This window comes from Streptomyces sp. NPDC057963 (genome assembly GCF_042887155.1).
GTDB lineage: Bacteria > Actinomycetota > Actinomycetes > Streptomycetales > Streptomycetaceae > Streptomyces.
This window is the reverse complement of the sequence record NZ_JBHVPX010000023.1, coordinates 35,116-56,266: the sequence shown is the minus strand read 5'-3', so window position 1 is coordinate 56,266 and position 21,151 is coordinate 35,116. Positions and strand designations below refer to the sequence as shown.

Here is a 21,151-nt window from a genome sequence, read left to right as displayed (position 1 = left end):
CTGATGGCCGCAGCGGAGGCACTGAGACCGGGCGGGGGTCCTACTTCGACGGGCGCGTCCAGGCACGGACGGCCAGCTTGCCGGTGGTGCCGAGATCGAGGTGGGGCGTCACGGTCACCGGATCGGCGCGCTGCTCGGCCCGCACCCTGACGTACGGGACGTTGACGGCGGCGCCGGACTCGGTGGTGTTGCGCCACATGAGGCCCGAAAGGGCGCTCTCGCCCGGCTTCAGGACCAGCGGGCGGGCCGGCTCGTCAAATCCGGTACCGGTGCTGATGCCACCGCTTCCATGTACGATCCGGACGCCTTGGACGGGTGACAGATCCTTGTCCAGCAGTTCCAGAAGCGGGTAACCGTCAAGTGAGTAGTCGCGCTTCCCACAGTTCTCCAGGTGCAAGCCCACCACGCGCAGCCCCATCGCGGCGTCGCCGTCATCGGTGGTGAGGCGGATGCCGGAGGGTGGACACTCGCCCGACGCGAGCGGCGCCTCGGCGGCGGGCACCTTGGTCACCCGGGAGACCTTGACGCGGGTCACCCGGGACGCTCCGGGGGCCAGCACCCCCACCCGGACCGTGCCGCGCTCGGTCGCGCCGGGGCCGACCGAGCGCACGGTCTCATGGCTGTTGCCCATGACTTCGCCGGCGTCCGTGGTGAAGTCGAACAGGATCGTGTACGTCAGCGCCTCGGTTCCGTTGTTGGTGACTTCGTAGGCGGCCGAGATCCCGGAGTCACCGGTGGGAAGGGGGTCGGCGTGGACGGAGAACCCGTCAGATTTGGGGGTGGGCGTGGCGGAGGGGATGGTCACCGAAGTGATCCGGACGCCGTCCACGGGCGGGTCGGTGACGGCGGTCCCTGACGCGGGGGCGACTGCGCCGGGGGTGCCCGCCTGTTCGGATCCGCACGCCGTGAGCAGTAGGAGTGCGGCGAGGGCCGGAAGAAGGGAAGTGACTTTGCGCATCAGGTCACTCCATCAGGGGCGCGAGCGCCGAGCCATGGTGTAAGCCAGAATTCCGGTCACAGGCGTGTCACGGGCCGCCTGCCGAGTGGGCTACTGCGACCTGCGGATACGCGGCTCCGGGCGAGATCAGGGGCACGGTGTTAACTACGGTTGCCTGTTCCGGCCGTGTTTGGCCCCCCTCTGAAGGCGCATCGCCGTTCCCGGCCCGGGACGGTAGAGGCTCGACTTCTGTGAGATCGGGCCATCGCTCCAGGAGCGCGGCGACATAGGCCTCGATTTGCTTGGTTGGAGAACGTCAGCCCCGTTCGCGTCGATGTACTTGTCGTACAGATCCGTGAAGCACTGGGCCGCAGCAGCGTCGCCTGCAGGACGCTCGCCTTCCCAGACAGCAAGGTCATAACTCATGGGCGAAGCCCGCCATCCCGCACCGACAGCGGCATCGACGGACCAGACCGCCTGAGACGGAGAGCGAATCGGACCAGATCGACTGAGACCGGAGCCAGATCGCAGAAGACGGTACAGGGACCATCTGCGCCACGAGCCTCACCGTGACTGTGCCGGGCCACGATAGTTGGCACCGTCTGGCCAAGATTCTTGACATCTGTAATGAATTGCCACGTTTGTTGGCACCGGCGCCATGGTTCAGCGCGGCAGCGAGGCCGACGCGCATGGGGTTGCAACGGCGACAGTCTCGTCGCTTGGTTCCTTGCCGCTTTCACGTGACCTTCGGCGATTTCTACAGACCATCCAGTCGCCTGGTCACTGTGTCGAGTGTCGGCCAAGGAGGACCCTCGCGCAGCAAGCGCAGGAATTCCTCTCCGAATCGCCTCCCATTCGGAAACTGGTCGCCAAGCTCCCAACGCCACGCGGCGACCATCGCGATAACGAGCTGCCGACACTCGTCCAGCAGCCCTTGGTCAACGCTTGGGTAGTGCTCGCAGACCGCCTCGGGAACATGGGCGAGATCGAACTCGACGGGTCCACGGCAGCACGTCTCAAGGTCGATGAACAACGGGCCGTTCTTCGTGCTGAGCACATTGCCTGGATGCGGCTCGCCGTGGAGCAGCTGCTCCACGGCGCCGCGGTCGTCGATCGCTCGTCGCAGGCTTGCCAGCCTGCCGCTGAGGAACACGCGGTCCGCGTCGGTGAGCTCCGGCGAGCGATCCGGGTCGGCGACAACTTCCTCCGCCTCCGTGATCCGGTCCGTGAACCTCGGGCTCGGCACATCGACCTCGCGCATGCCGGCGTGCAGCTGCTCCAGCGCCTTGGCATAGTCGACTGGTGAGGTGTGAGGTGTCACGGGCTCGTAGTAGGTCCACAGCGTCACTGCGAAGCCATCGCGCGTGTACACACGCGGGTCCGCCCGAGGCTCCAAGGGACACACCGGGCATCCGACCTCGGCGAGCCGCTGAGCGAGATCGACTTCGAACTGTGCAACCTCTTGTCCCACAGGGGCGACCCGGGCAAAGACGTCGCATGGCGTCAGCCGCAGTGCCAGCTTGTTCGAGTTGTGGAGAACGATTGCATCGTTGGCTGGCAGGTCGAGCGATGCGGCGACCGAAGTCGCAGCCGCGATCGCACGCGTGACGTCGGTCATATCCATCCTCGAATCTTGGCACAGATGAGCGAGGGCGATGCCAACCAGCGTGGCCAGGTGCCAACTATTGTGGCTCGGCACAGTGACGAGCAGCACCACTCAAAGTTCGATGGCACAAGCTCAAAGAGCGGTGTCACAGGACACCTGTATCAGTGAAGGTTGAGCGTTCTCACTGATGCTTGATGACCAGTAGGTTCGTCTCACTGAAGTTTGAGTGGCGAATGTCGCTGGAGTGTCAGCGGTGGCAGTAGAGGAGTTCGCGCGGGCGGGCACAGACCCGGCGCCCAGGGCGATCAACTAGAAGTGAACACGCCCAGCTGCTGAGGCGTCCGGAAGGCGGGACTGCGCGAAAGCGTGGGTCACCGATGGTGCGCTATGCGGCATGACAGTGCCCTTCCGATGGCGGCGCCGCCGCTGCTTCTGAACTCTGCTAAGGGCTGTCCGATCGGTCTTGGCGCAGGTCGTTTGCTGTGACAGACAAATGGATGCCACCGTCCGCGTAGCAGCTCGTTGACCTTCACGCGAACAACCTCAGCCGGACGGGAAGGGGCAGCCGTCCCTGTGGATCTGTCCTCGGTGATCGGGATGAGATCAGCCACCGGCAGCGCGGGCTCGTAGCGTTGAGGCCAGGAACCGTTGTCTTGCCTGTTGGTGTGCACCAACGAGGTTCGAGGAATCCTCTGTCTGTCGTGCTGGCGCATCTGAACCTGGAATCGGCCGCGTCAGGCTCGGGGGTGGCCCTCGTCCCAGCTTGGCCGCCCAGCCCGCAACGTCCCGATGTGGTGGGAACGGTCGACCAGGTGCGCGACGTCCGCGTAGGGGTCGGCATCGAGCAACAGCGCGTCGGCAATGGATCCGACGGTGATCGTCCCCGGTGTCGTCGCCTGCTGACCGATCTTCTCGGCCGAATGCCGGGTACCGGCCGCCAGGACCGCTGGCAGCGGCAGCCCTGCCTTTGCCAGCAATTGCAGTTCTCGCAGCAGGGCGACGGGTGGCGAGGGCATCAACATGGCCACGTCGCTGCCCGCGGTGATCTTCACTCCCGCGTCGTGCATCAGCGCCAGCGTGCGCATCGCATAGTCGAAACGGATGCGGGAGTCCTGCGGGGAATGTCGGGGGAACGGGCGCCCGTAGATCGGGCGGCTGGTGATCTGCGGGATGTCGTCGTGCGTGGCGAAACCATCATCGACCAACTGCTGCAAATAGCCGGCCTCGCCGTTGTGCGCGATCTGCTCCCAGGTGACCAGGGTGGGGCAGTAATAGGTGTTCGTCTCCGCCAGTAGTGCGGCAACGTCGCGGGCCTCTGCGGTGCTACCGGGGTTCTCCGGCTGGAAAGCGTGTTCGATGCCGTCTGCGCCGGACGCCACCGCCTCCTCCAGATCGATGCGTTCGTGGACATGCACGAGCACCTTCTTGCCCTTCTCGTGGGCGGCCTCGACGATGGCTTTGAGGGCGTCGAGGGGCAGCTTGTCCGGAGCGCCGGGCTCGCCGTCGTAGATGCACTTGATGAAGTCGACCTGATCGGCCAGCTCCAGTGCTTGACGATAGGCGACATCGGCATTGTCGGTCTGGTAGGCGATGGGGGCACGTGCCGGATCGTCCAGGACCGGCCAGCCCTCCACACCGGTGAACACCGGCCCGGCGAAGAACAACCCGGCAGCGGCGTCGGTGGCCTTGTCGCGGTAGTCGCGGGCGGCGAGCTCCATCTCCAGTGGACCGCCGAGGTCGACGACGTTGGTCACCCCGGCACTCAGGAAGTCAGCGAGCAGCTGGGAGACGTACTTCGCCCGCTCGCTCTCGGGCTTGAAGTAGGCGTGCCCACCCAGATGCGTATGACTCTCCCACAGGCCCGGCACCAGGTAGCCACCCCGCCCGTCGAGCACGGGAGTGCCACCGGTCGCTGCCCGCGCGTCGGCCGCCGGCCGGATGGCACTGAACCGTCCGTCGGTCACCACCACTTCGGCATCGGCGATCGGGGCGGCCTCCTGCCCGTCGATGACGGTCACGTTGCGAATGATCACGGATGTCTCCTTGTTTTATTTGACGGGCCAACTGCATAGGATCCTATGCATTGGACTGTATAGGTACCTATGTAGTTGGTCAATAGGAGCCTATACACTTGACGTGTGATGCACTCCAGGTTCGGCTCCGCGCCCGCCGCTTTGATCAACATCGCCTCGCGTGCATTGTCCCGGGTCAACGACCGGCGACTGCGACCGCTGGGGTTGACTTTCGCGCAGATGCCCGTGCTGGCGGCGCTGAGCAAGGCCGACGCACTCTCCCAGAAGGAATTGGCGGGGCTGGCCCGGATCGAGCAGCCGTCCATGGCCCAGCTGCTTGCCCGGATGGACCGCGACGGCCTCATCCGGCGCACGCCCGCCCAGCATGATCGACGGGTCAGCCTGATCTCGCTGACTGAGACCGGACTGGCAAAGCTCACACAGGTGCACTCGGTGTTGTTCGAGACCAACGATCAGGCATTGCGAGGCTTCAGCGCCGAAGAAATCGATCTCCTTGTGGACCTGCTGAGAAGGCTTGTCGCCAATCTCGAGGAGAATCCGGCCGACAGTGCGTCGGATGCCGCAGCGACTGGTCCCGCATTCGCCGAGGATTGTGTGCCCGACCACCGGTGGTGATCGGGCGGCAAGCGAAGTCGACGAGGTCTGGCGTCGACTGAACCATGCTCAGTACGTGACGCCGGCCGGGTAGTAAGCGGTAATGTGCACAAGTGACTGACGTGATCATCCTTCACGGAGCCTGGCACCAGCCCGCTCACTACGCCGAACTTGCCGATCTGCTGCGCGCCCGGGATCTGTCCGTGGAGGTGCCCGACCTCTACGAGCTGTCGCTCGCCGAGAGCACCGCGAAGGTCGAGGCCATCGTCCTGAGCTCGTCGGAGCCGTCGGTGGTGGTGGGGCATTCGTTCGGGGGTGTCATCGCTGGGACGGTGCGTGGTGCTGCCGCGTTGATCTTCCTCAACAGCTGGATTCTCGACGTCGGTGAATCCCCGGCCAAAGTGCTCGCGGAGACCCCTGGCGAGCCCGGCGAGGGGTTGCTCGCGCTGCCGGACGGGGACGGGCGGCTCTGCCTGGACCCGGACGATGCGCGGGCGAAGCTCTACGGCGACGTGGACGAACCGGCGGCCACGCGTGCGGTGGAGTTGCTGCGTCCGGAACCTCCGTCGATCTTCGACGCCACACCTACTCGCGTGAGTTGGCGGGACACTCCGTCGATCTACCTTCGCGGGCAGCAAGACCGGACCATCGCGACTCCACTTCCGGACCGCTTCGCCGGGCGTTGCTCTCGCACGGAAATGTGGGACACCAGCCATTCGCCCTACCTGGGTCGCCCGGCCGCCGTGGCCGACCTGATTCAGCGTCAGCGAGCGGGCGACGGCAATTGAGCCCGAACCGAGGTGTCGTTGGCGTGCCCAGGTCAGGAAGTCTCGGGCGGGATAGGTGGATTCGGCCCGGCCGGTGGTACCCCGTTGGCAGTGGCACTGACCGGCGGCAACCGGTTCCGGCACAGGTGTTTTCCGCTGGGAGATCCGCGACGACATGCAGCAAGCCATCATGTTGCGAGGCAAGAAGAAGCCCCACTCCACGCGATCATCCCGGCGGCGCGTCCGCGTGATCGAACCGATCAAGCACCTCATCGGCCCCATGCTTGAGCAGGGACTCGACCGGGGGACGATCCGGAATCAGCTGATCGGCGAGCACGGCATCACCCTCCACATAGCCTCACTTGCCAACTACGCAAGAACATGGCGACTCGGTCGGCACCACGAAGAACTTCCGCGCCCGCGCACAGCCATCGAGGCCACCACTCAGCCTTCAGTGAGACCGCTCAACCTTCAATGAGACAGGACACCGACCTCATGCATGCCGAGCGCGAGCGGCATGCCGCCTACCTGGCACTCACCACCATCCGCCCCGCCGACAACACCCCCTGCGCCGTCGGCTGCTGCAGTTGTCCGCACAGGTCTGGTGGCACCCCTTCAGGGGCACGAGGTACGGCCGGATGCCGGCTGCCCGCATAGCGCTCCGAAGGTTCGCCCGCGCCCCGAAACAGAGCAGAGCGACATGAGCTGCGACGCCCCCTCACTCCGCGGCAGGAGTCCATCCTCCAGGTCATTCGGGCGCGATCGCCGAGAGCGGCGAAGCGCCCAGCCTCCGTCAGATCGCCGAACGAGTCGGCCTGGCCAGTACCAGCTCCGTCCACTACCAACTCGGCGAACTGGAAGAGCGGGGCCTGGTCCGTCGCACGGCCCGCCGCTGGCGCTCCTGCCGGCTCAGCTCCTGAGTCCACTGCGCGCCTCGGCTGCCCCGCCCAACCACCTTTCCGGGAGGCCGGGCTCACTGGTACGACCCCCGCGCGGTGCGACGCTGGTGGGACGGGCGCCCGGCGACGGCCCCGGACTCGGCCGTGTCGGCAAATGAGAAGTGGCCCTGATGTACGGCGCCTGGTAGGGAGCCCCGTCGGCGTAACCCCTATCGCGCGGCGCTACGACTCCACCCGCAGAACCGCCTGCCCAGGGAGTTGAGCCCACGATCTTGCGCCTGGTGATCTTGATTGGCAGGCTGTGCGGGTGCGTGCTGATCTTGTTCCAGATGACCTTTGGGAGCGCGTGGCTCCGCTGCTGCCGCCCGTCGCCGAGCGTCGTCATCGATACCCCGGACGTCTGCGCGTGCCGGACCGGGCGGCGCTCGCGGGTGTGATGTACGTGCTGCGGACCGGTGTTGCCTGGCGGGACGTTCCGGCCGGGACTGTGGGCTGCTCCGGAGTGACGGCGTGGCGTCGGCTGCGGGACTGGACCGAGGCTGGCGTGTGGCCCCGCCCGCACGCCGCCCTGCTGGCTGAGCTGCGGCGAGCGGACATGCTGGACCTGGACGACTGCGCCATCGACGGCTCACATGTCCGGGCCGTCAAAGGGGGGATCACGTCGGCCCCTCGCCTGTCGACCGCGCCCGCCCCGGCTCCAAGCACCATGTGATCGTCGACCGCCACGGCACCCCGCTGGCCGTCACTCTCACCGGCGGAAACCGTCACGACGTCACCCAGCTGCTGCCGCTGCTGGATGCCGTCCCACCGATCCGGGGCCTGCGGCGACGCCCGCGTCGCAAGCCCCAACGCCTGTACGCCGACCGGGGTTACGACTACGACAAGTACCGCCGCCTGCTGTGGAAGCGTGGGATCAAGCCGATGATCGCCCGACGCGGCGTCGCCCACGGTTCTGGGTTGGGCAAGGTGCGTTGGGTGGTCGAGCGCGCCTTCGCCTGGCTGCACCAGTTCAAAAAGCTCCGCATCCGCTACGAGCAACGCGCCGACCTCCATCAGGGCCTTCTCGAACTGGCCTGCAGCGTGATCTGCCTGCGAAGACTCCAGCAGAATCGCCGCTCGCCGGGTCAGTAGCGGAGGCGGGCCTCAGATCCGTCGATGCGCAGCGTGCAGTTCTTGAAGACCTGCAGCAAAGGTTGCCCGCCGCCGACCGGGGCCAGCGTGAGCTCCAGGTCCCTCAACGGCTTCACCACGGCGACGGTGCGAGAGCCATCTGGGTCCGGGCCCCTGAGGGCCGCCCATGCCTCGAACAAGGCCCTCACCCTCTCCCAGCCTGACCCCGGAGTGAAGCGCGCCAGGAAGAACGGCTGGTCACACCCGTACTCACTGAGCTCACCGAGCAAGACGTTCCCCTGCAAGAGCTGCCACTGCGTCACAACTCGCCCCGTTCTCAACCGTCCAGTCGAAGTCGCATCTTCGCAGTGCACAACTGTCTGGCCAAGCCATTCTGAAACGATCAGTGAGGCCGCGCGGAGCTTGTCGATGAAGTCATCGACGCCCGCCACCTGCCGGTAGGGCTTGAAGGACGGCGCAAGGTCTCGAACCATGGCTTCGGGTCAGGTCCGCTTGCGGCTCGCGATCTCGTCAGAGAGCTGCTGCACGTGGGCGGGGTCCGCGTCCCGGGCAAGGGCGACGTAGTGGTCCATGACGGCCGGCCGGTAGCGCACGGGCAACGTCTGTCCTGGGGCGAGTCGGGTGAGCTCGGTGATCGTGAGGTCTTCGTCTGCGATACCGCGGAACGAGATGCCGTCGGCGGTCTCCACGTCGAACATCAGGACCACGCGTGGACTGCCGTCGCTGCTGACCTCCCGCCAGTCGACGAGAACGCCGAGCGCAAGCGCCCCCGTACGCAGTTCCGCATTGCGCTTCCGTGCATCACTGCTCAGGAGCGGGTTCGGGGCGACGCCCGGGAAGTCGGGCCCGACGCCGAGCGATTCCCGACTCAGGTCGGGCCTGAGCTGCGCCATCAGATCGTTGAGCTTCTTCTTCGAACCGAACATCCTGAACCCTCCCTCACACCGGTGCCGGAATCTCGGCCTGGCGCTTCGCCTTCACTGCGATTGCACGTCGCGGCCATTCCCGGCCTCCGTCGCATCGCCCCGTCCCGATGGGGTCGCCGTCTGCGGTCGCGGACGGGCTCGGTCGGTGCACCTGTCTGTCGGACGAGCCACGTCCGCACGCCGACAGGAGGACCAAGCCGTGATCGATATTGACCCCAACAGTAGCGGGCTTCCGGGGATCGCGCAGTTGCGCGACATCGTGGGCGCGGTGATGACCGTCGGCCTGTTCCTGAGCGTGCTCGCGCTCATCATCTCGGCGATCGTCTGGGGTTTCGGAGCCAACAGCAGCAACCCTCATCTCGCGTCCCGTGGCAAGACCGGGGTGCTGGTCTCGTGCGGTGCCGCGACCCTGTGCGGAGCGGCGGTCACGCTGATCAACTTCATAGGTTGCCGGAACAGGTGCAGGTCCGTGACGACGCGGTGGGCCGGGTGGAGTGGACCGTCTCGGTCGACTCCACGGTCAACCGTGCCCACCAGCACGCTGCCGGCGCCCGCAAAAAGGGGATGCGGACGCGGACGAACTGGACGATCCGGGCCGCTTGCAGACGCGCCAGGCCCCCGGCCGGTCCCGAGGCGGGCTGACAACCAAGGTCCACCTCGCCGTCGACGGCCGGGGCCTGCCCTTGCCCATCGTGCTCACGCCCGGCAACGTCAACGATGCCACCGCGTTCGGCGAGGTCCCCGACGGGATCCGTACCCCGCGCGTCGTCACGGGGCGCCCGCGCACGACGCCGGAGCACGTGCTGAGCGACAAGGCCTATTCGAGCCGGGCGATCCGCCACCTGCTGCGGCGCCGCGGAGTCGCTGCCACGATCCCCGAACGCCGTGACCAAGCGGCCAACCGCCAACACCGAGGGCGCCTCGGCGGCCGCCCGCCCGCCTTCGACAAGGAGATTTACCGCGACCGCAACGTGGTCGAACGATGTTTCGCCCGCCCCAAGCAGTTCCGCGCGATCTCGACCAGATTCGACAAGCCCGCCGATCGCTACCGCGCCGGAATCGTCCTGGCCTCCCTGATCCTCTGACTCCGCGAACCAGCCAGGTGATCATTTGTCAGACACGCCCTAGCGCGTGAAGTCGCCGGCGATACAGATCAGACGCGGTCCGCTCCACAGCACCTGGGATGCGGCCGTAGCCCCGAGCCGGTCACGAACCAGGTGCTCGAACTCGGACCGGTGATCCATCAGCCACGAGAGATAGAACAGGCCCTGGTTGATGACACCTTCTCTGAACTACGAGTTGCGAGGATCCGGGCCGACGCCAGACCGACATGCCCGGTCACCCTCCGATGAAGCTCACTGTTTCTGTCATGTCAGCCCGCCCGGTACGCAGCCGCGGCACGCCCTCCTTCTCGAATCCCACCGAGACACCGCAGAACAGCACGAGCCCGTCATCGGCTCCGACGATCTGGCTGACGGTCTTGCGATACATCGTCCACATCACCTGAGGGCAGCTGTGCAGACCTTCCGCCCTCAGCAACAGCATGACCGTCTGCAAGTGCATCCCCGCGTCCCCCCACTGCCCTGGCCCCATCGTCCGGTCGAGGTAGCAGAACACCACGACCGGTGCCCCGAACGCCTCCGAGTTCAAGGCGGCGATCTTCATGGGCCTGTCGGGGTCGTCGCGCTCGATCCCCAGCGCTTTGTACCGCTGGGCAGCCGCGGCGGAAAAACGGTCCACATAGGGCGAGGTCAGTTCGGCCGGGTACATCGGATACTCCCGCTCATCCCCCGGGTCTCCCGCCAGTGCCCTGGCCGTTGCGCGCCTCTTCAGCTCGGCCAAGGGCTCGCCGGTCACGACATACACATGCCACGGCTGGAGGTTCCCGCTCGACGGAGCCCGCGTCGCTGCGGCCAGCACACGTTCGAGTATCTCTTTGGATACCGGCTCATCGCTGAACGCCCGCACAGCCCGGCGACTGTCCACAGCTTCATACACATCCACGTCTGCTCTTCCCCTCACTCAACGACAACCACCTCTCTACCGTCTTCAGCACGCACAAGAGGCAACAGGTGATCCGGATCGCGCAGGTATCCCCGTCGGCTGATCATGTAGGTCAGTGTTCGCCCGCATTCACCGCACCGTGGAGCGGCTATCGAGGTCGCGCCGGCCTCCCGCAGTCCTCGCAGAAGTTGTCCCACCGACCACGCGACCGGCGGCCCGCCGGTCGTCAGCACCTGTGGGCAGTCAGCGAGGAGCTGAGCCAGCCGACGGCGTTTCGGGCGCCCGTCGGCGACATCGACGACGACGTCGTGGATCCGGGCAGTGTCCAAACTTTGTTCGACCGTCGAGACCAGCCGCACGATCAGGCCCACCGGGTCCGCCAGGGCCTCGTCGATGGTGTCGGTCACTGGTCAGCCGGGGCGATCCTGGCTCGCTTGGGTCGCAGGTCGCCGATGCTCTCGGCGGCTGTCCCGCCTGCTGCGGCTTTCTTGGGCCTCTGCACGGCGCCGACGGCGGCGACGGGTTCGATCAGGTCGTCCATCGTGCAGTCCAGGATGTCCAGCAGGGCCATAAGGATCTTCAGGCTGAGGCGCTCGGGGCGCTCGACTACGAGGCGGTAGACCTGGCTGGAAGACAGGTTGATGCCGCGTGCGGCCAGCGGCGGCAGGAGGTCGGTAGTGGAGAACATGCTGTGATCCGCCATCATGCGACGCAGGTGCCAGCGGTAGTCGAGCTTGGCGGCCATCATCGATCCTTCCCGGTCGGCGCCTCATCGAACGCCGGGTTGAGTGCGTTACCCAGAGCAGTGTTCATGAAGTCGTCGCTGACGTGGGTGTATACGGCTGTCGAGCTGTCGCACTCGTGGCCCAGTCGCTGCCGAATAAAACGCCTATCTACACCGTTTTCGGTTAAATGTGTGACATATGAATGTCTGAGGGAATGGGGAACCAGGGCCTTGGGGAGCTTCAGGGCGTCGCGATAGGCGGCGAACCGGGCGTTGATCTCGGAAGGCTTGACGCGGCCGCCGCGTTCGGTCACCCACAGCGCCGGGAGGTCCTCGTGGCCGAAACGCGGACGGACGTTCTCGACGTAGTCCCGGGCCGCGTCCACCGCCCAGTCCATGACCGACAGCACGTTCCGGCGCCGCGGCGGCTGCCCCCGTTTCGCCTTGCCGTAGCGCACGTTGAGCGTTCCGTACCGGCCGAACTGACGCGCCTTCGGATTGCGGCCGAAGTCGACCACGTCCAGCTTCGAGGTCTCCGTGCGCCGCAGGCCCCATCCGTAGACGACCTTGAAGAGGGTGGCGTCCCGGTAGGCGGCCAGTGCCCCCTTGCGCTTGGACCGTATCGCGCGGTCGACCTGGTCGTCGGCGTAGTCGAGGAACCGCTGCAGCTCGTCGCGGGTGAACGGCCGGGCCTCGGGGTCGCCCTCATAGTCGTTGAGGTGGGCGATGGTGTTCCACTCGTGGCAGATCGCCACCGGGTGCGCGCCGAAGGCGTCCTCGCAGGCGGTCGCCCAGCCGTAACGTCCGTCGATGAGGAACTCGGTGAACTGCCGTACCTCGCCCTGGTAGCTGCGGATCGTGGACGGCGCCAGGTGCCTCTCACCGGTCAGCGAGGCCGGCCACTCGTCCATGTGGCCCGGCAGCCACTCCCACGGGTACTCGTTGGTGAACTCGTGGAAGCGCCGGGTCAGCCGCTCGCGGCCGGCGATCATGTCCTCTTTCAAGCCTCGGGACATCTGCTGGGCCCGCCATCCGCGCAGCATCGCCGAAACCATCGCGTCCTCCGGACGCAGCTGGATCACTCCGGAGACCAGCTCCAGTTGAGCCGCACCGGCCAGGGCCACCGTTCGCGTCGCGCCACGCAGACCATCCCTTCTAGAGGGCAGATCCTGCATCAGATGGGATGAGCGCGGCAAACTGCCTGATCAGACGGCTAGTTCGTAGTAGCCTGCGAGAGCATCAGAGCGTCGCTGTGAGCTGGTGACCTGCGACTTCTCGCCCGTCTGATGCAATTCCCGAGGGTTGGCGTAATTCAGAGTGACCTTCGTCTTGAGATGGCCGTACTGCAGGGCAGCGGCGATGAAGCCACGGGGGCGGCGCACGATGAAGTACGCGAGCGTGTGACTTGTGTCCGCAGAGGCCGTGTGCGGATAGGTCCGTGTGGCCATTGAGCGGGGTGATTGCCGCAGCCGATTTCACCTTGATGGCGACGGGCGGTGTTGCGATTCCCGAATGGTCACAGTGAGGCAGATCGCAACCCGCCCTTACTTCGAGTTGCCCGCAGAAGGCTCGAGGAGGTCCGGATGTCGGTGACGTGCGGCAGGATAGTCGTCATGGGAACGAGACTTGAGACTGTGGCGATCACGGGTGCAGCCGGGCGGATCGGATCGGTGGTGCGGGCGGGCTTGCGTGATGAGGTAGCGCGGTTGGTGCTCATCGATCGTGTTGGGCTCACAGCGCAGACGCCGACGGAGGACGTTCACCAGCTGGATCTGCGTGACGCTGAAGCGGTGACAGCAGTCCTGAAGGACGTGGACGCGGTGGTGCATCTGGGTGGGGTCCCTGACGAGGCGCCATTGCCGGATCTGCTGGACGGGAATGTCCGAGGGACGCACAACGTACTGGAGGGCGCGCGTCGGCAGGGGGTGCGGCGGGTCGTGCTGGCCAGCAGCAATCGTGTGAGCGGCTTCTATCCGGTCGCGGAGACAGTGACACCCGAGATGCCCACGCGTCCGGACGGCCTTTATGGGGTCAGCAAGGTTGCAGTGGAAGCGCTTGGGCGCCTGTATGCGGACAAGTTCGGCCTGTCGGTGGTGTGCCTGCGGATCGGGAGCTTCGAGGACGCACCGAGCGAGCGACGGCATCTGTCCACGTGGTTGAGCCCCCGCGACGGCATCGGCTTCGTCCGGACGGCTCTCACCGCTCCGGATGTGCGCTTCGAGACCGTCTATGCGGTCTCCGCCAACACTCGCCGTTTCTGGGATACCGATGCCGGGGCGGATTTGGGATACGTGCCCGTGGACGATGCCGAATCCTTCGCTTCGCTTCTTCCGGCAGGCGGAGACCCGGCCAAGAACGACCCGCAGGGCGGCGAGTATGCCAGCGCGGAATACACCCTCCGACACATGTGAAGGCCGGCTCAGCTGCTGTGGGCTGGGCATGTCAGCTGCAGGATCCGATTGTGGTTGTTCGGGCTGCTGGGGGGCGGGTCCCGCGGTTGGCCGCAGCGGCTGTTCCACGGAGATGGACGATCAACAGGATGCTCATGTGCTGGCCCCACGTCGTCGCCGCGAACCGGGCCTTCACGGGCCCGCCGCCCGATGCTCGGCGTACCGGCTCAACGCGGCCTTCAGCCATACCCGCGAGTCGAACAGACCCACCCCGTGCTCGGCCAGGAACTCCATCCACTCCTTCAGTGTCGTCCATCACGCCCGTCACTCCCGTGCTCGCGCTTTCCCCCGGCCTCACCTGCGGCATCAGCGTGCCGGCATCCACGTTACGAAGAGACTGCCTCACCCCTTCAGGAGATCGGCGCTCGTGCCTCTAATCGGCGGTCTGCCAACGCCTCCGGCACCGGCGACACCACCTTTTCGATCATCTCGACTGGGGGCTCAAGTCATACCGGGGCCGAAGATCGGGAGCCTCATTGCAAGACCACGAAGAAGGTAACGGGGCACCGCTCTTGGACAAACCCACCTGATACCCCTGTCCGTTGCAGAGATCCGCCGCCTGATCGGGCTCCTCCTCCGACCACAGCACCTCACCCCGACCCGCCACCTGCACTGGTCATGGTGGAGACGACTCAGCCAAACCCGCGCCCGCCACAGCCACTACAAACGCCGAGGCCAAACCCCATAATCCGCCGCCTCGCCGACGACATCGACGCCGGGCTCGGCGGCGACGACCATGCGCAGTCCGGCGTGGACCAGCCCCACTGATCGGTGTCGCTGCTGTCGAAAGGTGTGGCCAGCACCGTGCCACCGGCGTCCCGCAAGGACTCCTCGGCCTCCGCGAGCCGCGCTTCGTCGATGCCGCCGAGTGCGACCTTCGCGCCCGCGGCGACGAGTGCCCGGGCGTCGCCGAAGCCGATCCCGGACGCCGCGCCGGTCACGAGTGCCGCTTCCCCTGTCGGCCAGGTCACGGTCTTCTCCGTTTCCACTTTGATGATGTCCGGATGGGCTGGTCGGATGTCGGTCGTCCTGTGTTGCTGACGGACGACCACAGACTCGTCCGCGCGGAGTTTGTGGTGAATCCAGTGCCGGGCTGCTGTCGGCCGAACCGGCGGTCACCCGTCAACCGTGGCGCGTTCCGGGCCCGTCACCCGCCATCCGGTGGGTTTGCTGGACCCGTTCCGCACCGCTACGTCGCAGTGCCGGCTACGCGGCCTCGGAGTGGGGCGGGGGGATCGGGTCGGTGAGGCGCAGCAGCAGTGCCGCGGCGATGTACCGCATTCTGCCGACGTTGGTGCGTGGGTCGTAGCCCAGGGCGTGCGTCAGCCCTTCATGGCGTGCTTGCACGGTCGAGTGGTGCATGCCCAGATCGGCCGCTGCGGAGCGGATGCTGTAGGCCTCCACCAGTGCGCGCAGCACGTCTGCGGAACGCCGATCGAGGCGGGCGAGGGCTCGCACGTCCTCATGCGGGATCTGTGGGTCGTACGACTGCGCGAGCAGGAGCAACGCCCCGAGATCCGTCGCGTCGACTGTCGGCGCAGAGGCGTCCGACAGCCGAAGTGCGATGATCGCCCCGTCCCAGGATTCGGGTGCCCGGTCGGCGCGCACCCAGGTCCCGAGCCCGACCGGCTCCGGCGGACTGAGCTTGCCGGAGATATCGAGTGTGGCCCTCAGGAGCCCGTACCGAGTCGGTACGATCGCCGAGGGTGCGTCGATCTCAGCGGCATCCGCCATGGTTGCCAGGATCCGCACCGGCGTGGCCGGATCGATCCGGCGCTTGGCGAGGAGCGTCACCCGTTCGTCGATCGGACGGGCCGAATCGATGAGCGCGTCGAAGCCGCTCCCGGGATTGCGACGCGCCTCCAGCAGTTCGACACCCAACGCGAGGCGCTCCACGACCATCTCGTCGTTGGGGTCTGCCTCGCCGTCTCGCTCGAGCCACACCGTCCAGCCGGCGCCGGACCTCCGGGAGGAACGTCGGCGGACGTCGGCGACCTCGGCGGGCAGGCGTCCGTCGGGATCCCGCCGGCTCACTCGCCCTCGGATCTCGACGCCGGCGACCGTACCGGAAAGGACCGCAGCACCGCGCAGGAGGCCGTCGAGTCCGACACTCCGGGCGATGAGCACATCGAAGTACGACACGATCCGTAGGGTTTCGCTCGCCTCCGGGTCGAATGCATTCAGTCGTCCAACCAACTGCTGCAACTGCGCTCCGCTCCTTCGCGCTTTTCCCACAGTTTATCGAGATCCGCGAGTGGGCGTCGTCTCAGGAGCCCAGGGTGCGCCCTACCCAAGCGTTTCGCGCGGCCGTCATGGCGTGCGCGAGAGCAGTGTGGGGTGCGGTCAGGTCGAAGCTGTGGAATCCGCCGGGCCATATGTGGAGTTCGGCCTGCACGCCCGCGTGCCAGAGGGCAGTCGCATACGCCACGTCCTCATCCCGGAAGACCTCGGCCGAGCCGCAGTCGATGAACGCGGGCGGCAAGCCGGTGAGGTCGGTCGCACGGGCGGGCGCGGCGTAGACCGACACCTCCTCGGTTCCACGTCGCTCTCCGAGAAGCGCGGTCCAGCCCATGACGTTGCTCCCGCGGTCCCATACGCCGACGGCATCGAACTGGGCCGAGGAGACCGTCTGGTCCCTGTCGTCGAGCATCGGGTAGATGAGGACCTGGCCGGCCAGGGCCGGTCCCTGCCGGTCGCGTGCCATCAGCGCGGTGCCTGCGGCAAGACCGCCACCGGCGCTCTGCCCGGCGATGATCAGCCTGTCGGGGTCCATGCCGAGTTCCCGGGCGTGCTCGGCCGTCCAGAGCAGCCCGGCGTAGCAGTCCTCAACCGGGTAGGGATCGGGATGCTCGGGTGCGAGCCGGTAGTCGACGGTGACCAGTACGGCGTCGTGCTCGACGACCCACGGGAGGGCCTGGCTGAGGCCGGAGAATCGATCACCGGCGATCATGCCGCCGCCGTGTGTGTGGTAGATCCCCGGACCCAGCCCCTGATGATCTTGGCGGGCGATCACCGAGACGGTGATTTCGTCGCCCAGGTACCCCGGGATCGTGAGGTCGCGCCGAGTCAGACCGGCAGCCTCGATCACCTCATCGGTGACCTCTGCCGTTGCCGTTCGGCGTATGTCAGGGATCATCTCTGCGGTCAAGGTCGGGGGGATCTGATCTGCAAGGACCACGAGCACAGCCTCAAGCTCCGGGTCGAACGGCGGTCGCGGATTCTTGAGGGCCATGGGCAATCCTTCCTCTGCGTCGCGTGGTTGCGGCGTCGAATCAATCGTCCTGTGTGTGTTGCTGTGCGAGGAACCGCCGAACGCTGCAGAATCAGCGGGCGGCCTCCGCCGTTCGCGCGCGTCGCCTGCCGACATGCCACGGTCCGGTACGGGCGACCCGGAAGCGGGAAGCCGCTCTTGCTGGACCGTTCGAAGACGATCAGCCGACCTGTATGAGGGTCTTCGCGCCGGCGCCGCTGCGCAGCGAATGGAGGGCGGCGATGACGTACTCGAAGACAATCCGGTCGGGGATGCGCGGTTTGTGACAGCCCAGCGGGTGGGTGTCCACGTGCTCGGGCAACAGCGCCGCGAACTGGTCCCACAGGGGTTCGAGCAGGAATGATGGCAGGACAGGCACGAGCCCTCCGGTAATCACTGAGCGTAGAGAACTCCATGACTCGGGCTCGTGCCTGCATTGCATCCAGGGCGCTCTGGAGCGGCGACTTCGCGTACTGCCGGTCGGTCTACAAGGGAGCGCCTCTACGCCTCCGCTGAACCGGACAACCGGACTGTCCCGGTCACAGCCTGAGCGGAGGGATCTGCTGGGCGGGTCCTGGCGGAATGAGGTCAGAGCCGAAATGTCCGTACGACGAAGGTCTGTCCGGCGACCGAGGGCCAGCTCGCCCAGCTCTGGTCCGCGGCCAGGGCGGGCGCACCGACTCCGTCCGGCAGGCCGACGGCGGTGGACACCACACGGAGCGGCAGGGGGCCCTTGCCGCGGGTGCGGATGACGACGTCGATGCCGTCGGCGGGCGGGGCCGCGTAGCTGAAACTCCAGCCCCAACCGCCCTCCGGGCGCTTGGGCCCGCCGACGATCCTCGCGCCCTCGACTGTGGCCCCGAGGATCCGGTGGGCGCCGGTGCCGGCGTGGACGTCGATGCTGTGGGCGCCGGCGGGGGCCTGGATACGGACCCGGACCGTACGTACACCGCCGGCCTCGGTGCTTGAGACGTTCGCGGTACGCGGTGTGTCCAGGGGTGCGGCCTTGGCCGCCCCGTTCGCGAGCACGGCATCGTCCAGTGCGGGGACGCGGTCTTCGAAGCGAGCCGGTTCACCGGTGAGGAGCTTGCCGACGGCGGGCTGGGAAGTGTCGCCGTCGCTGACCCAGGTGGCCTTGCCCGTGTCGGACTCCAGGACGTATCCGAGGCTGACCGGCCGGGGTTCATCGGCGCTGTAGCCGTCCAGGGCCGTACCCACGACCAGCGTGCCCGCACCTGTCACAGCCGTCGCGAGCATCCCGACGGTAAGCGCACGACATGAGGGAAGGGGCTCCAGGAGGCTCAGCAGCACCGCGGCGAGCAGTGCCGCGAGGACCAGCGGGGCGGCGATGAGCGACAGCCCCAGAGCGGGCAGCAGCAGGAGCACGACCGGCAGGACGAGCGCCACAACCGGCAGGGCCGTCACCGCTCCGGCCACCGCCCGCCACGGGGAGTCGGCTGGTGTGAACCGCAGCGTCACCGCGAGAACCGCCAGTCCGATCAGCGCCGGCCAGGTGAAGAGGTAGGCGCCCCCGGGCAGCAGCACAGCGCAGACCACGGCGAGCATCGCGAACCAGCCGAGCACACCCACCATGATGTCCAGCGGCGACGCCTTGCGACGGGCCCAGCGGTACCAGGCGACAAGCAGCACCAGGAGCAACAACGCTCCGCCCCATGCGTACCGGCCGAGGTGGTGGACACTGCCCTCACTGAGCGCGAAGTCCGGCCGGGCCAGGCTCAGCGCCGACCACCCGGCCAGCCCGATCACCGCCGCACCGGTCAGCGTGAGGGGGAAGGTCAGGGCGGCCCGTCCGGCCCCGCGGGGAGACAGACCTCGGCTCCGGCCGAACCACAGCAGCAGCGGCACGCCCAGGAGGGCCGTCAAGGCGAGCGGCAGAGCCAGCCATGCCGGGTAGGACACGACTGCGCCGAACAGGGAGAAGTACGTGGCGTCCGGACCACTCTGCGAGAGGTCCGTGCCGCCGAGCTGGCGGACCGCTCCGAGGGCCGCGTCCCCCATGTCCTGCACGCTCGCGGCATCGAGCCGGGAGATGCTGTCGTGGGCGGTGTGGTAGTGCGCGGAGCCGTTCATGAAGGCGAAGTTGAGACCGCGCATCCCGGCCTCGTCGAAGACGGTCAGGTCGGTGTCGTTGGGCAGCCGGTCGTAGATCGCGGCGGAGAACGACGTGGTGACCGCACCGGAAGCCTTCACGGCGGAGGTGAGACCGGTGCCCGCCATCTGGAACATCATGACGGGCCCGGACGTGCCCCGGCCCTCCATGTTCACCACGACGGTCTGCCGGGGGTCGGCGGCCCGGGGTGTGCCGGCCTCCGCGTCGACGAAAGCCTGCGCGCCGAGCAGCCCTTGCTCCTCGCCGTCGGTGAAGAGGATCTCGATGTCGTTGCGGAGCTGCGGTCCGGCCTTGAGGACCCGGGCGATTTCGAGGATCGCGGCGACGTTGGAGCCGTCGTCGCCGGCGCCAGGGGCGATCGGCACGGAGTCGTAGTGGGCGACGACAAGGACCCGGCCGGTGGGCTGCTTGCCGGGGATCGTGGCGTGGACGTTGGAGACGGACCCGACGATGGCCGGGCTGTCTGCGTCGGAGGGGGCGACCCGGGTCTGGACCTCCGGCCGCAGACCCAGTTTTCGCAGCTCACCGACGAGATACTCCCGTACGCCCGACTGCGCGGCCGAACCCGCCGGGTGCGGGACCTTAGCAATGTGGTCGAGCTGTGCGACCGCACGGGCCGCCGAGAAGTCACCAGTGGGAGCGGAGGCCGGCCGGGGCTCGGATATGCGCAGCGGCAGCATGGCCGCGATGCCGGTGAGAAGCAGCAACAGGAAGGCGGCCAGGGCCGGCACTCGTCTGCGCATCGTGGTCGGAACCTGCACGGATTTACCTCAATAGCGGGAGTGGGTGGGACAGCGGGCCGGTACGTGCCGGGGCCGCCGCATTGGCGACGATCGGCAGCTCGGCGGTGTAGCGCTCCTCAGCGCTGTCGCGCGGCCCGAGCGGGTTGGTGTCCGGGATCAACTCGGAGTCGGTGAAGCAGTTCGAACCGGTCTCGACGGTCCTGCGGATCGAAGTAACCGGAATCGTCATCGAGTTGCTGCATGCCATTCGTACTCGGGCCGCTCGTGGCTACAGACTGCTCGTACGCCTTCTCAACATGGTCACGACATTCAGCGGTCCGACGGACAGGCGCCTCTGGGTGACGAACCCGAAGTGTTGGTAGAGCGCCACATTTCCGGGGTCCGCGGTGGTGAGGTAGACCCCGGCCGCGGCTGATGTGTCGGCCAGCAGACGGTCGAGGAGACGCCTCCCCGCCCCGCGGCCCGCAGCGCCGGGAACCACCCCGATGAACTCCAGCGTCCAGGCGCTTTTGGGCGCACCGGCTTCGGTGAGGTCGAGATAGCGCAGGGTCCGCTGCACGGGCCGTGGACCGCAACGCGCGAGCGCACGGGCCGCCCACTGCGCCTGAGCGGCAGGTGAGAGCCGAGCTCCGGGCGGGGTGAGGACGGCGGCCGCGATGGGGCGGCCGCCGTCCCCGGTCAGGGCGTAGCGGCGCGATCCGGGAAGGGTGGCATCGGCGCGCAGGGTGGCGTCGAACCAGTTCTCCCTGGTGGTGGACGAACCGCCGCAGATCCAGGAGGTCGCCGACTCACGGGCAAAGGCATCGGCCAGCACACGTACGCAGGCATCCACGGGCGGGCAGTCGTCGATCTCCGGCCCGTGCGGAGCTGTGTCCGGGAACTGTGGGTCGTTCATGGTCCTCCTTCATCAACACTTGCTCGATTCAAAACCGATCGTATAACTTTCGATCGTAACG

21 protein-coding genes and 4 pseudogenes are annotated in these 21,151 nt (G+C 67.2%); 8 read left to right on the top strand and 17 right to left on the bottom strand.

The genetic code is table 11. The features are described 5' to 3' along the window. Positions 1 to 40 precede the first annotated feature (40 nt). The 3 genes from ACFVT1_RS34130 to ACFVT1_RS34120 form a co-directional block, all read right to left on the bottom strand. Positions 41 to 958 carry a DUF4232 domain-containing protein gene (locus ACFVT1_RS34130; protein WP_389802709.1) on the bottom strand — a complete coding sequence of 306 codons (918 nt, stop codon included), beginning with the start codon at positions 956 to 958 and terminating at the stop codon, positions 41 to 43. A gap of 736 nt (positions 959 to 1,694) precedes the next feature. Next, the gene (locus ACFVT1_RS34125) at positions 1,695 to 2,561 is read right to left on the bottom strand and encodes a phosphotransferase (protein WP_389802706.1); all 867 of its coding nucleotides are present in this window, start codon (positions 2,559 to 2,561) and stop codon (positions 1,695 to 1,697) included. Positions 2,562 to 3,277: 716 nt separating this feature from the next. Then, positions 3,278 to 4,561: an amidohydrolase family protein gene (locus ACFVT1_RS34120; RefSeq protein WP_389802703.1), complete on the bottom strand. Its 1,284-nt coding sequence runs from the start codon at positions 4,559 to 4,561 to the stop codon at positions 3,278 to 3,280. 123 nt (positions 4,562 to 4,684) lie between these two features. On the opposite strand from ACFVT1_RS34120, the gene ACFVT1_RS34115 reads away from it, so the two are divergent. The 5 genes from ACFVT1_RS34115 to ACFVT1_RS34095 all read left to right on the top strand — a co-directional run bounded on the left by ACFVT1_RS34115 (position 4,685) and on the right by ACFVT1_RS34095 (position 7,967). After that, complete coding sequence (locus ACFVT1_RS34115; RefSeq protein ID WP_389802784.1) at positions 4,685 to 5,191, top strand: MarR family winged helix-turn-helix transcriptional regulator; 507 nt, start codon at positions 4,685 to 4,687, stop codon at positions 5,189 to 5,191. Positions 5,192 to 5,283: 92 nt separating this feature from the next. Next, complete coding sequence (locus ACFVT1_RS34110; RefSeq protein WP_389802700.1) at positions 5,284 to 5,958, top strand: alpha/beta hydrolase; 675 nt, start codon at positions 5,284 to 5,286, stop codon at positions 5,956 to 5,958. A gap of 154 nt (positions 5,959 to 6,112) precedes the next feature. Further along, positions 6,113 to 6,415, top strand: a complete 303-nt coding sequence (locus ACFVT1_RS34105) for a hypothetical protein (RefSeq protein WP_389802698.1) — start codon at positions 6,113 to 6,115, stop codon at positions 6,413 to 6,415. Positions 6,416 to 6,698: 283 nt separating this feature from the next. Continuing rightward, positions 6,699 to 6,857, top strand: coding sequence for a helix-turn-helix domain-containing protein (locus ACFVT1_RS34100; RefSeq protein ID WP_389802782.1), 159 nt, complete (start codon positions 6,699 to 6,701; stop codon positions 6,855 to 6,857). A gap of 286 nt (positions 6,858 to 7,143) precedes the next feature. After that, positions 7,144 to 7,967 (top strand): IS5 family transposase gene (locus tag ACFVT1_RS34095; RefSeq protein WP_389802695.1). Its coding sequence is split into 2 segments (ribosomal slippage): positions 7,144 to 7,483 and positions 7,483 to 7,967, totalling 825 coding nucleotides; the frame shifts between segments, so codons are not numbered across the junction. On the opposite strand, the gene ACFVT1_RS34090 is transcribed toward ACFVT1_RS34095, so the two are convergent. Both ACFVT1_RS34090 and ACFVT1_RS34085 read right to left on the bottom strand, forming a co-directional pair. Beyond that, positions 7,961 to 8,269 carry a hypothetical protein gene (locus tag ACFVT1_RS34090; RefSeq protein WP_389802693.1) on the bottom strand — a complete coding sequence of 103 codons (309 nt, stop codon included), beginning with the start codon at positions 8,267 to 8,269 and terminating at the stop codon, positions 7,961 to 7,963. The genes ACFVT1_RS34095 and ACFVT1_RS34090 overlap by 7 nt on opposite strands. Before the next feature lie 180 nt (positions 8,270 to 8,449). Further along, on the bottom strand, positions 8,450 to 8,893 hold the full coding sequence (locus ACFVT1_RS34085; protein WP_389802690.1) for a hypothetical protein: 444 nt from the start codon (positions 8,891 to 8,893) through the stop codon (positions 8,450 to 8,452). A 199-nt stretch (positions 8,894 to 9,092) separates the two neighbouring features. Between ACFVT1_RS34085 and ACFVT1_RS34080 the strand changes: the two are divergent. Next, positions 9,093 to 9,335 (top strand): annotated as a pseudogene (locus ACFVT1_RS34080) (DUF6112 family protein); the annotation flags it as partial. A 2-nt stretch (positions 9,336 to 9,337) separates the two neighbouring features. Further along, a pseudogene (locus tag ACFVT1_RS34075) lies at positions 9,338 to 9,978 on the top strand (IS5 family transposase); the annotation flags it as partial. Positions 9,979 to 10,020: 42 nt separating this feature from the next. Here ACFVT1_RS34075 and ACFVT1_RS34070 read toward each other — a convergent pair. The 5 genes and pseudogenes from ACFVT1_RS34070 to ACFVT1_RS34050 form a co-directional block, all read right to left on the bottom strand. Further along, a pseudogene (locus ACFVT1_RS34070) lies at positions 10,021 to 10,137 on the bottom strand (transporter); the annotation flags it as partial. 94 nt (positions 10,138 to 10,231) lie between these two features. Next, complete coding sequence (locus ACFVT1_RS34065) at positions 10,232 to 10,897, bottom strand: nitroreductase (RefSeq protein WP_389802687.1); 666 nt, start codon at positions 10,895 to 10,897, stop codon at positions 10,232 to 10,234. Positions 10,898 to 10,911: 14 nt separating this feature from the next. Then, positions 10,912 to 11,304: a hypothetical protein gene (locus ACFVT1_RS34060; RefSeq protein WP_389802684.1), complete on the bottom strand. Its 393-nt coding sequence runs from the start codon at positions 11,302 to 11,304 to the stop codon at positions 10,912 to 10,914. Next, positions 11,301 to 11,642 carry a helix-turn-helix domain-containing protein gene (locus ACFVT1_RS34055; protein ID WP_389802681.1) on the bottom strand — a complete coding sequence of 114 codons (342 nt, stop codon included), beginning with the start codon at positions 11,640 to 11,642 and terminating at the stop codon, positions 11,301 to 11,303. The genes ACFVT1_RS34060 and ACFVT1_RS34055 overlap by 4 nt, the downstream gene beginning before the upstream one ends. Then, entirely contained in the window at positions 11,642 to 12,796 is a 1,155-nt protein-coding gene (locus ACFVT1_RS34050) for a tyrosine-type recombinase/integrase (protein ID WP_389802678.1), read from the bottom strand. The genes ACFVT1_RS34055 and ACFVT1_RS34050 overlap by 1 nt, the downstream gene beginning before the upstream one ends. 459 nt (positions 12,797 to 13,255) lie before the next feature. Between ACFVT1_RS34050 and ACFVT1_RS34045 the strand changes: the two genes are divergently transcribed. Further along, a complete protein-coding gene (locus tag ACFVT1_RS34045; protein ID WP_389802675.1) occupies positions 13,256 to 14,032 on the top strand; it encodes an NAD-dependent epimerase/dehydratase family protein in 777 nt (258 codons plus the stop codon). 671 nt (positions 14,033 to 14,703) lie between these two features. Here the strand turns inward: ACFVT1_RS34045 and ACFVT1_RS34040 are convergent. From ACFVT1_RS34040 to ACFVT1_RS34010, 7 genes and pseudogenes are all read right to left on the bottom strand, one after another. Further along, the gene (locus ACFVT1_RS34040) at positions 14,704 to 15,123 is read right to left on the bottom strand and encodes an SDR family NAD(P)-dependent oxidoreductase (RefSeq protein ID WP_389802672.1); all 420 of its coding nucleotides are present in this window, start codon (positions 15,121 to 15,123) and stop codon (positions 14,704 to 14,706) included. 154 nt (positions 15,124 to 15,277) lie between these two features. Beyond that, positions 15,278 to 16,213: a hypothetical protein gene (locus ACFVT1_RS34035; protein ID WP_389802670.1), complete on the bottom strand. Its 936-nt coding sequence runs from the start codon at positions 16,211 to 16,213 to the stop codon at positions 15,278 to 15,280. A 124-nt stretch (positions 16,214 to 16,337) separates the two neighbouring features. Next, positions 16,338 to 17,303 (bottom strand): alpha/beta hydrolase, encoded by a 966-nt coding sequence (locus ACFVT1_RS34030; RefSeq protein WP_389802667.1) that lies wholly within the window; start codon positions 17,301 to 17,303, stop codon positions 16,338 to 16,340. Positions 17,304 to 17,553: 250 nt separating this feature from the next. After that, a pseudogene (locus ACFVT1_RS34025) lies at positions 17,554 to 17,700 on the bottom strand (IS5/IS1182 family transposase); the annotation flags it as partial. Positions 17,701 to 17,909: 209 nt separating this feature from the next. Then, positions 17,910 to 20,213: a M20/M25/M40 family metallo-hydrolase gene (locus tag ACFVT1_RS34020; RefSeq protein WP_389802663.1), complete on the bottom strand. Its 2,304-nt coding sequence runs from the start codon at positions 20,211 to 20,213 to the stop codon at positions 17,910 to 17,912. Positions 20,214 to 20,217: 4 nt separating this feature from the next. Then, positions 20,218 to 20,424: a hypothetical protein gene (locus ACFVT1_RS34015; RefSeq protein WP_389802660.1), complete on the bottom strand. Its 207-nt coding sequence runs from the start codon at positions 20,422 to 20,424 to the stop codon at positions 20,218 to 20,220. Positions 20,425 to 20,463: 39 nt separating this feature from the next. Further along, positions 20,464 to 21,090: a GNAT family N-acetyltransferase gene (locus ACFVT1_RS34010; protein WP_389802657.1), complete on the bottom strand. Its 627-nt coding sequence runs from the start codon at positions 21,088 to 21,090 to the stop codon at positions 20,464 to 20,466. Between the last annotated feature and the right edge of the window lie 61 nt (positions 21,091 to 21,151).

Bases quoted from the DNA above. Each gene is read 5' to 3' on its own strand.
- ACFVT1_RS34130 (WP_389802709.1), bottom strand. From the start codon at position 958: ATGCGCAAAGTCACTTCCCTTCTTCCGGCCCTCGCCGCACTCCTACTG.
- ACFVT1_RS34125 (WP_389802706.1), bottom strand. From the start codon at position 2,561: ATGGATATGACCGACGTCACGCGTGCGATCGCGGCTGCGACTTCGGTC.
- ACFVT1_RS34115 (WP_389802784.1), top strand. From the start codon at position 4,685: ATGCACTCCAGGTTCGGCTCCGCGCCCGCCGCTTTGATCAACATCGCC.
- ACFVT1_RS34105 (WP_389802698.1), top strand. From the start codon at position 6,113: ATGCAGCAAGCCATCATGTTGCGAGGCAAGAAGAAGCCCCACTCCACG.
- ACFVT1_RS34085 (WP_389802690.1), bottom strand. From the start codon at position 8,893: ATGTTCGGTTCGAAGAAGAAGCTCAACGATCTGATGGCGCAGCTCAGG.
- ACFVT1_RS34055 (WP_389802681.1), bottom strand. From the start codon at position 11,642: ATGGCCGCCAAGCTCGACTACCGCTGGCACCTGCGTCGCATGATGGCG.
- ACFVT1_RS34050 (WP_389802678.1), bottom strand. From the start codon at position 12,796: ATGCAGGATCTGCCCTCTAGAAGGGATGGTCTGCGTGGCGCGACGCGA.
- ACFVT1_RS34030 (WP_389802667.1), bottom strand. From the start codon at position 17,303: ATGGCCCTCAAGAATCCGCGACCGCCGTTCGACCCGGAGCTTGAGGCT.
- ACFVT1_RS34015 (WP_389802660.1), bottom strand. From the start codon at position 20,424: ATGACGATTCCGGTTACTTCGATCCGCAGGACCGTCGAGACCGGTTCG.
- ACFVT1_RS34010 (WP_389802657.1), bottom strand. From the start codon at position 21,090: ATGAACGACCCACAGTTCCCGGACACAGCTCCGCACGGGCCGGAGATC.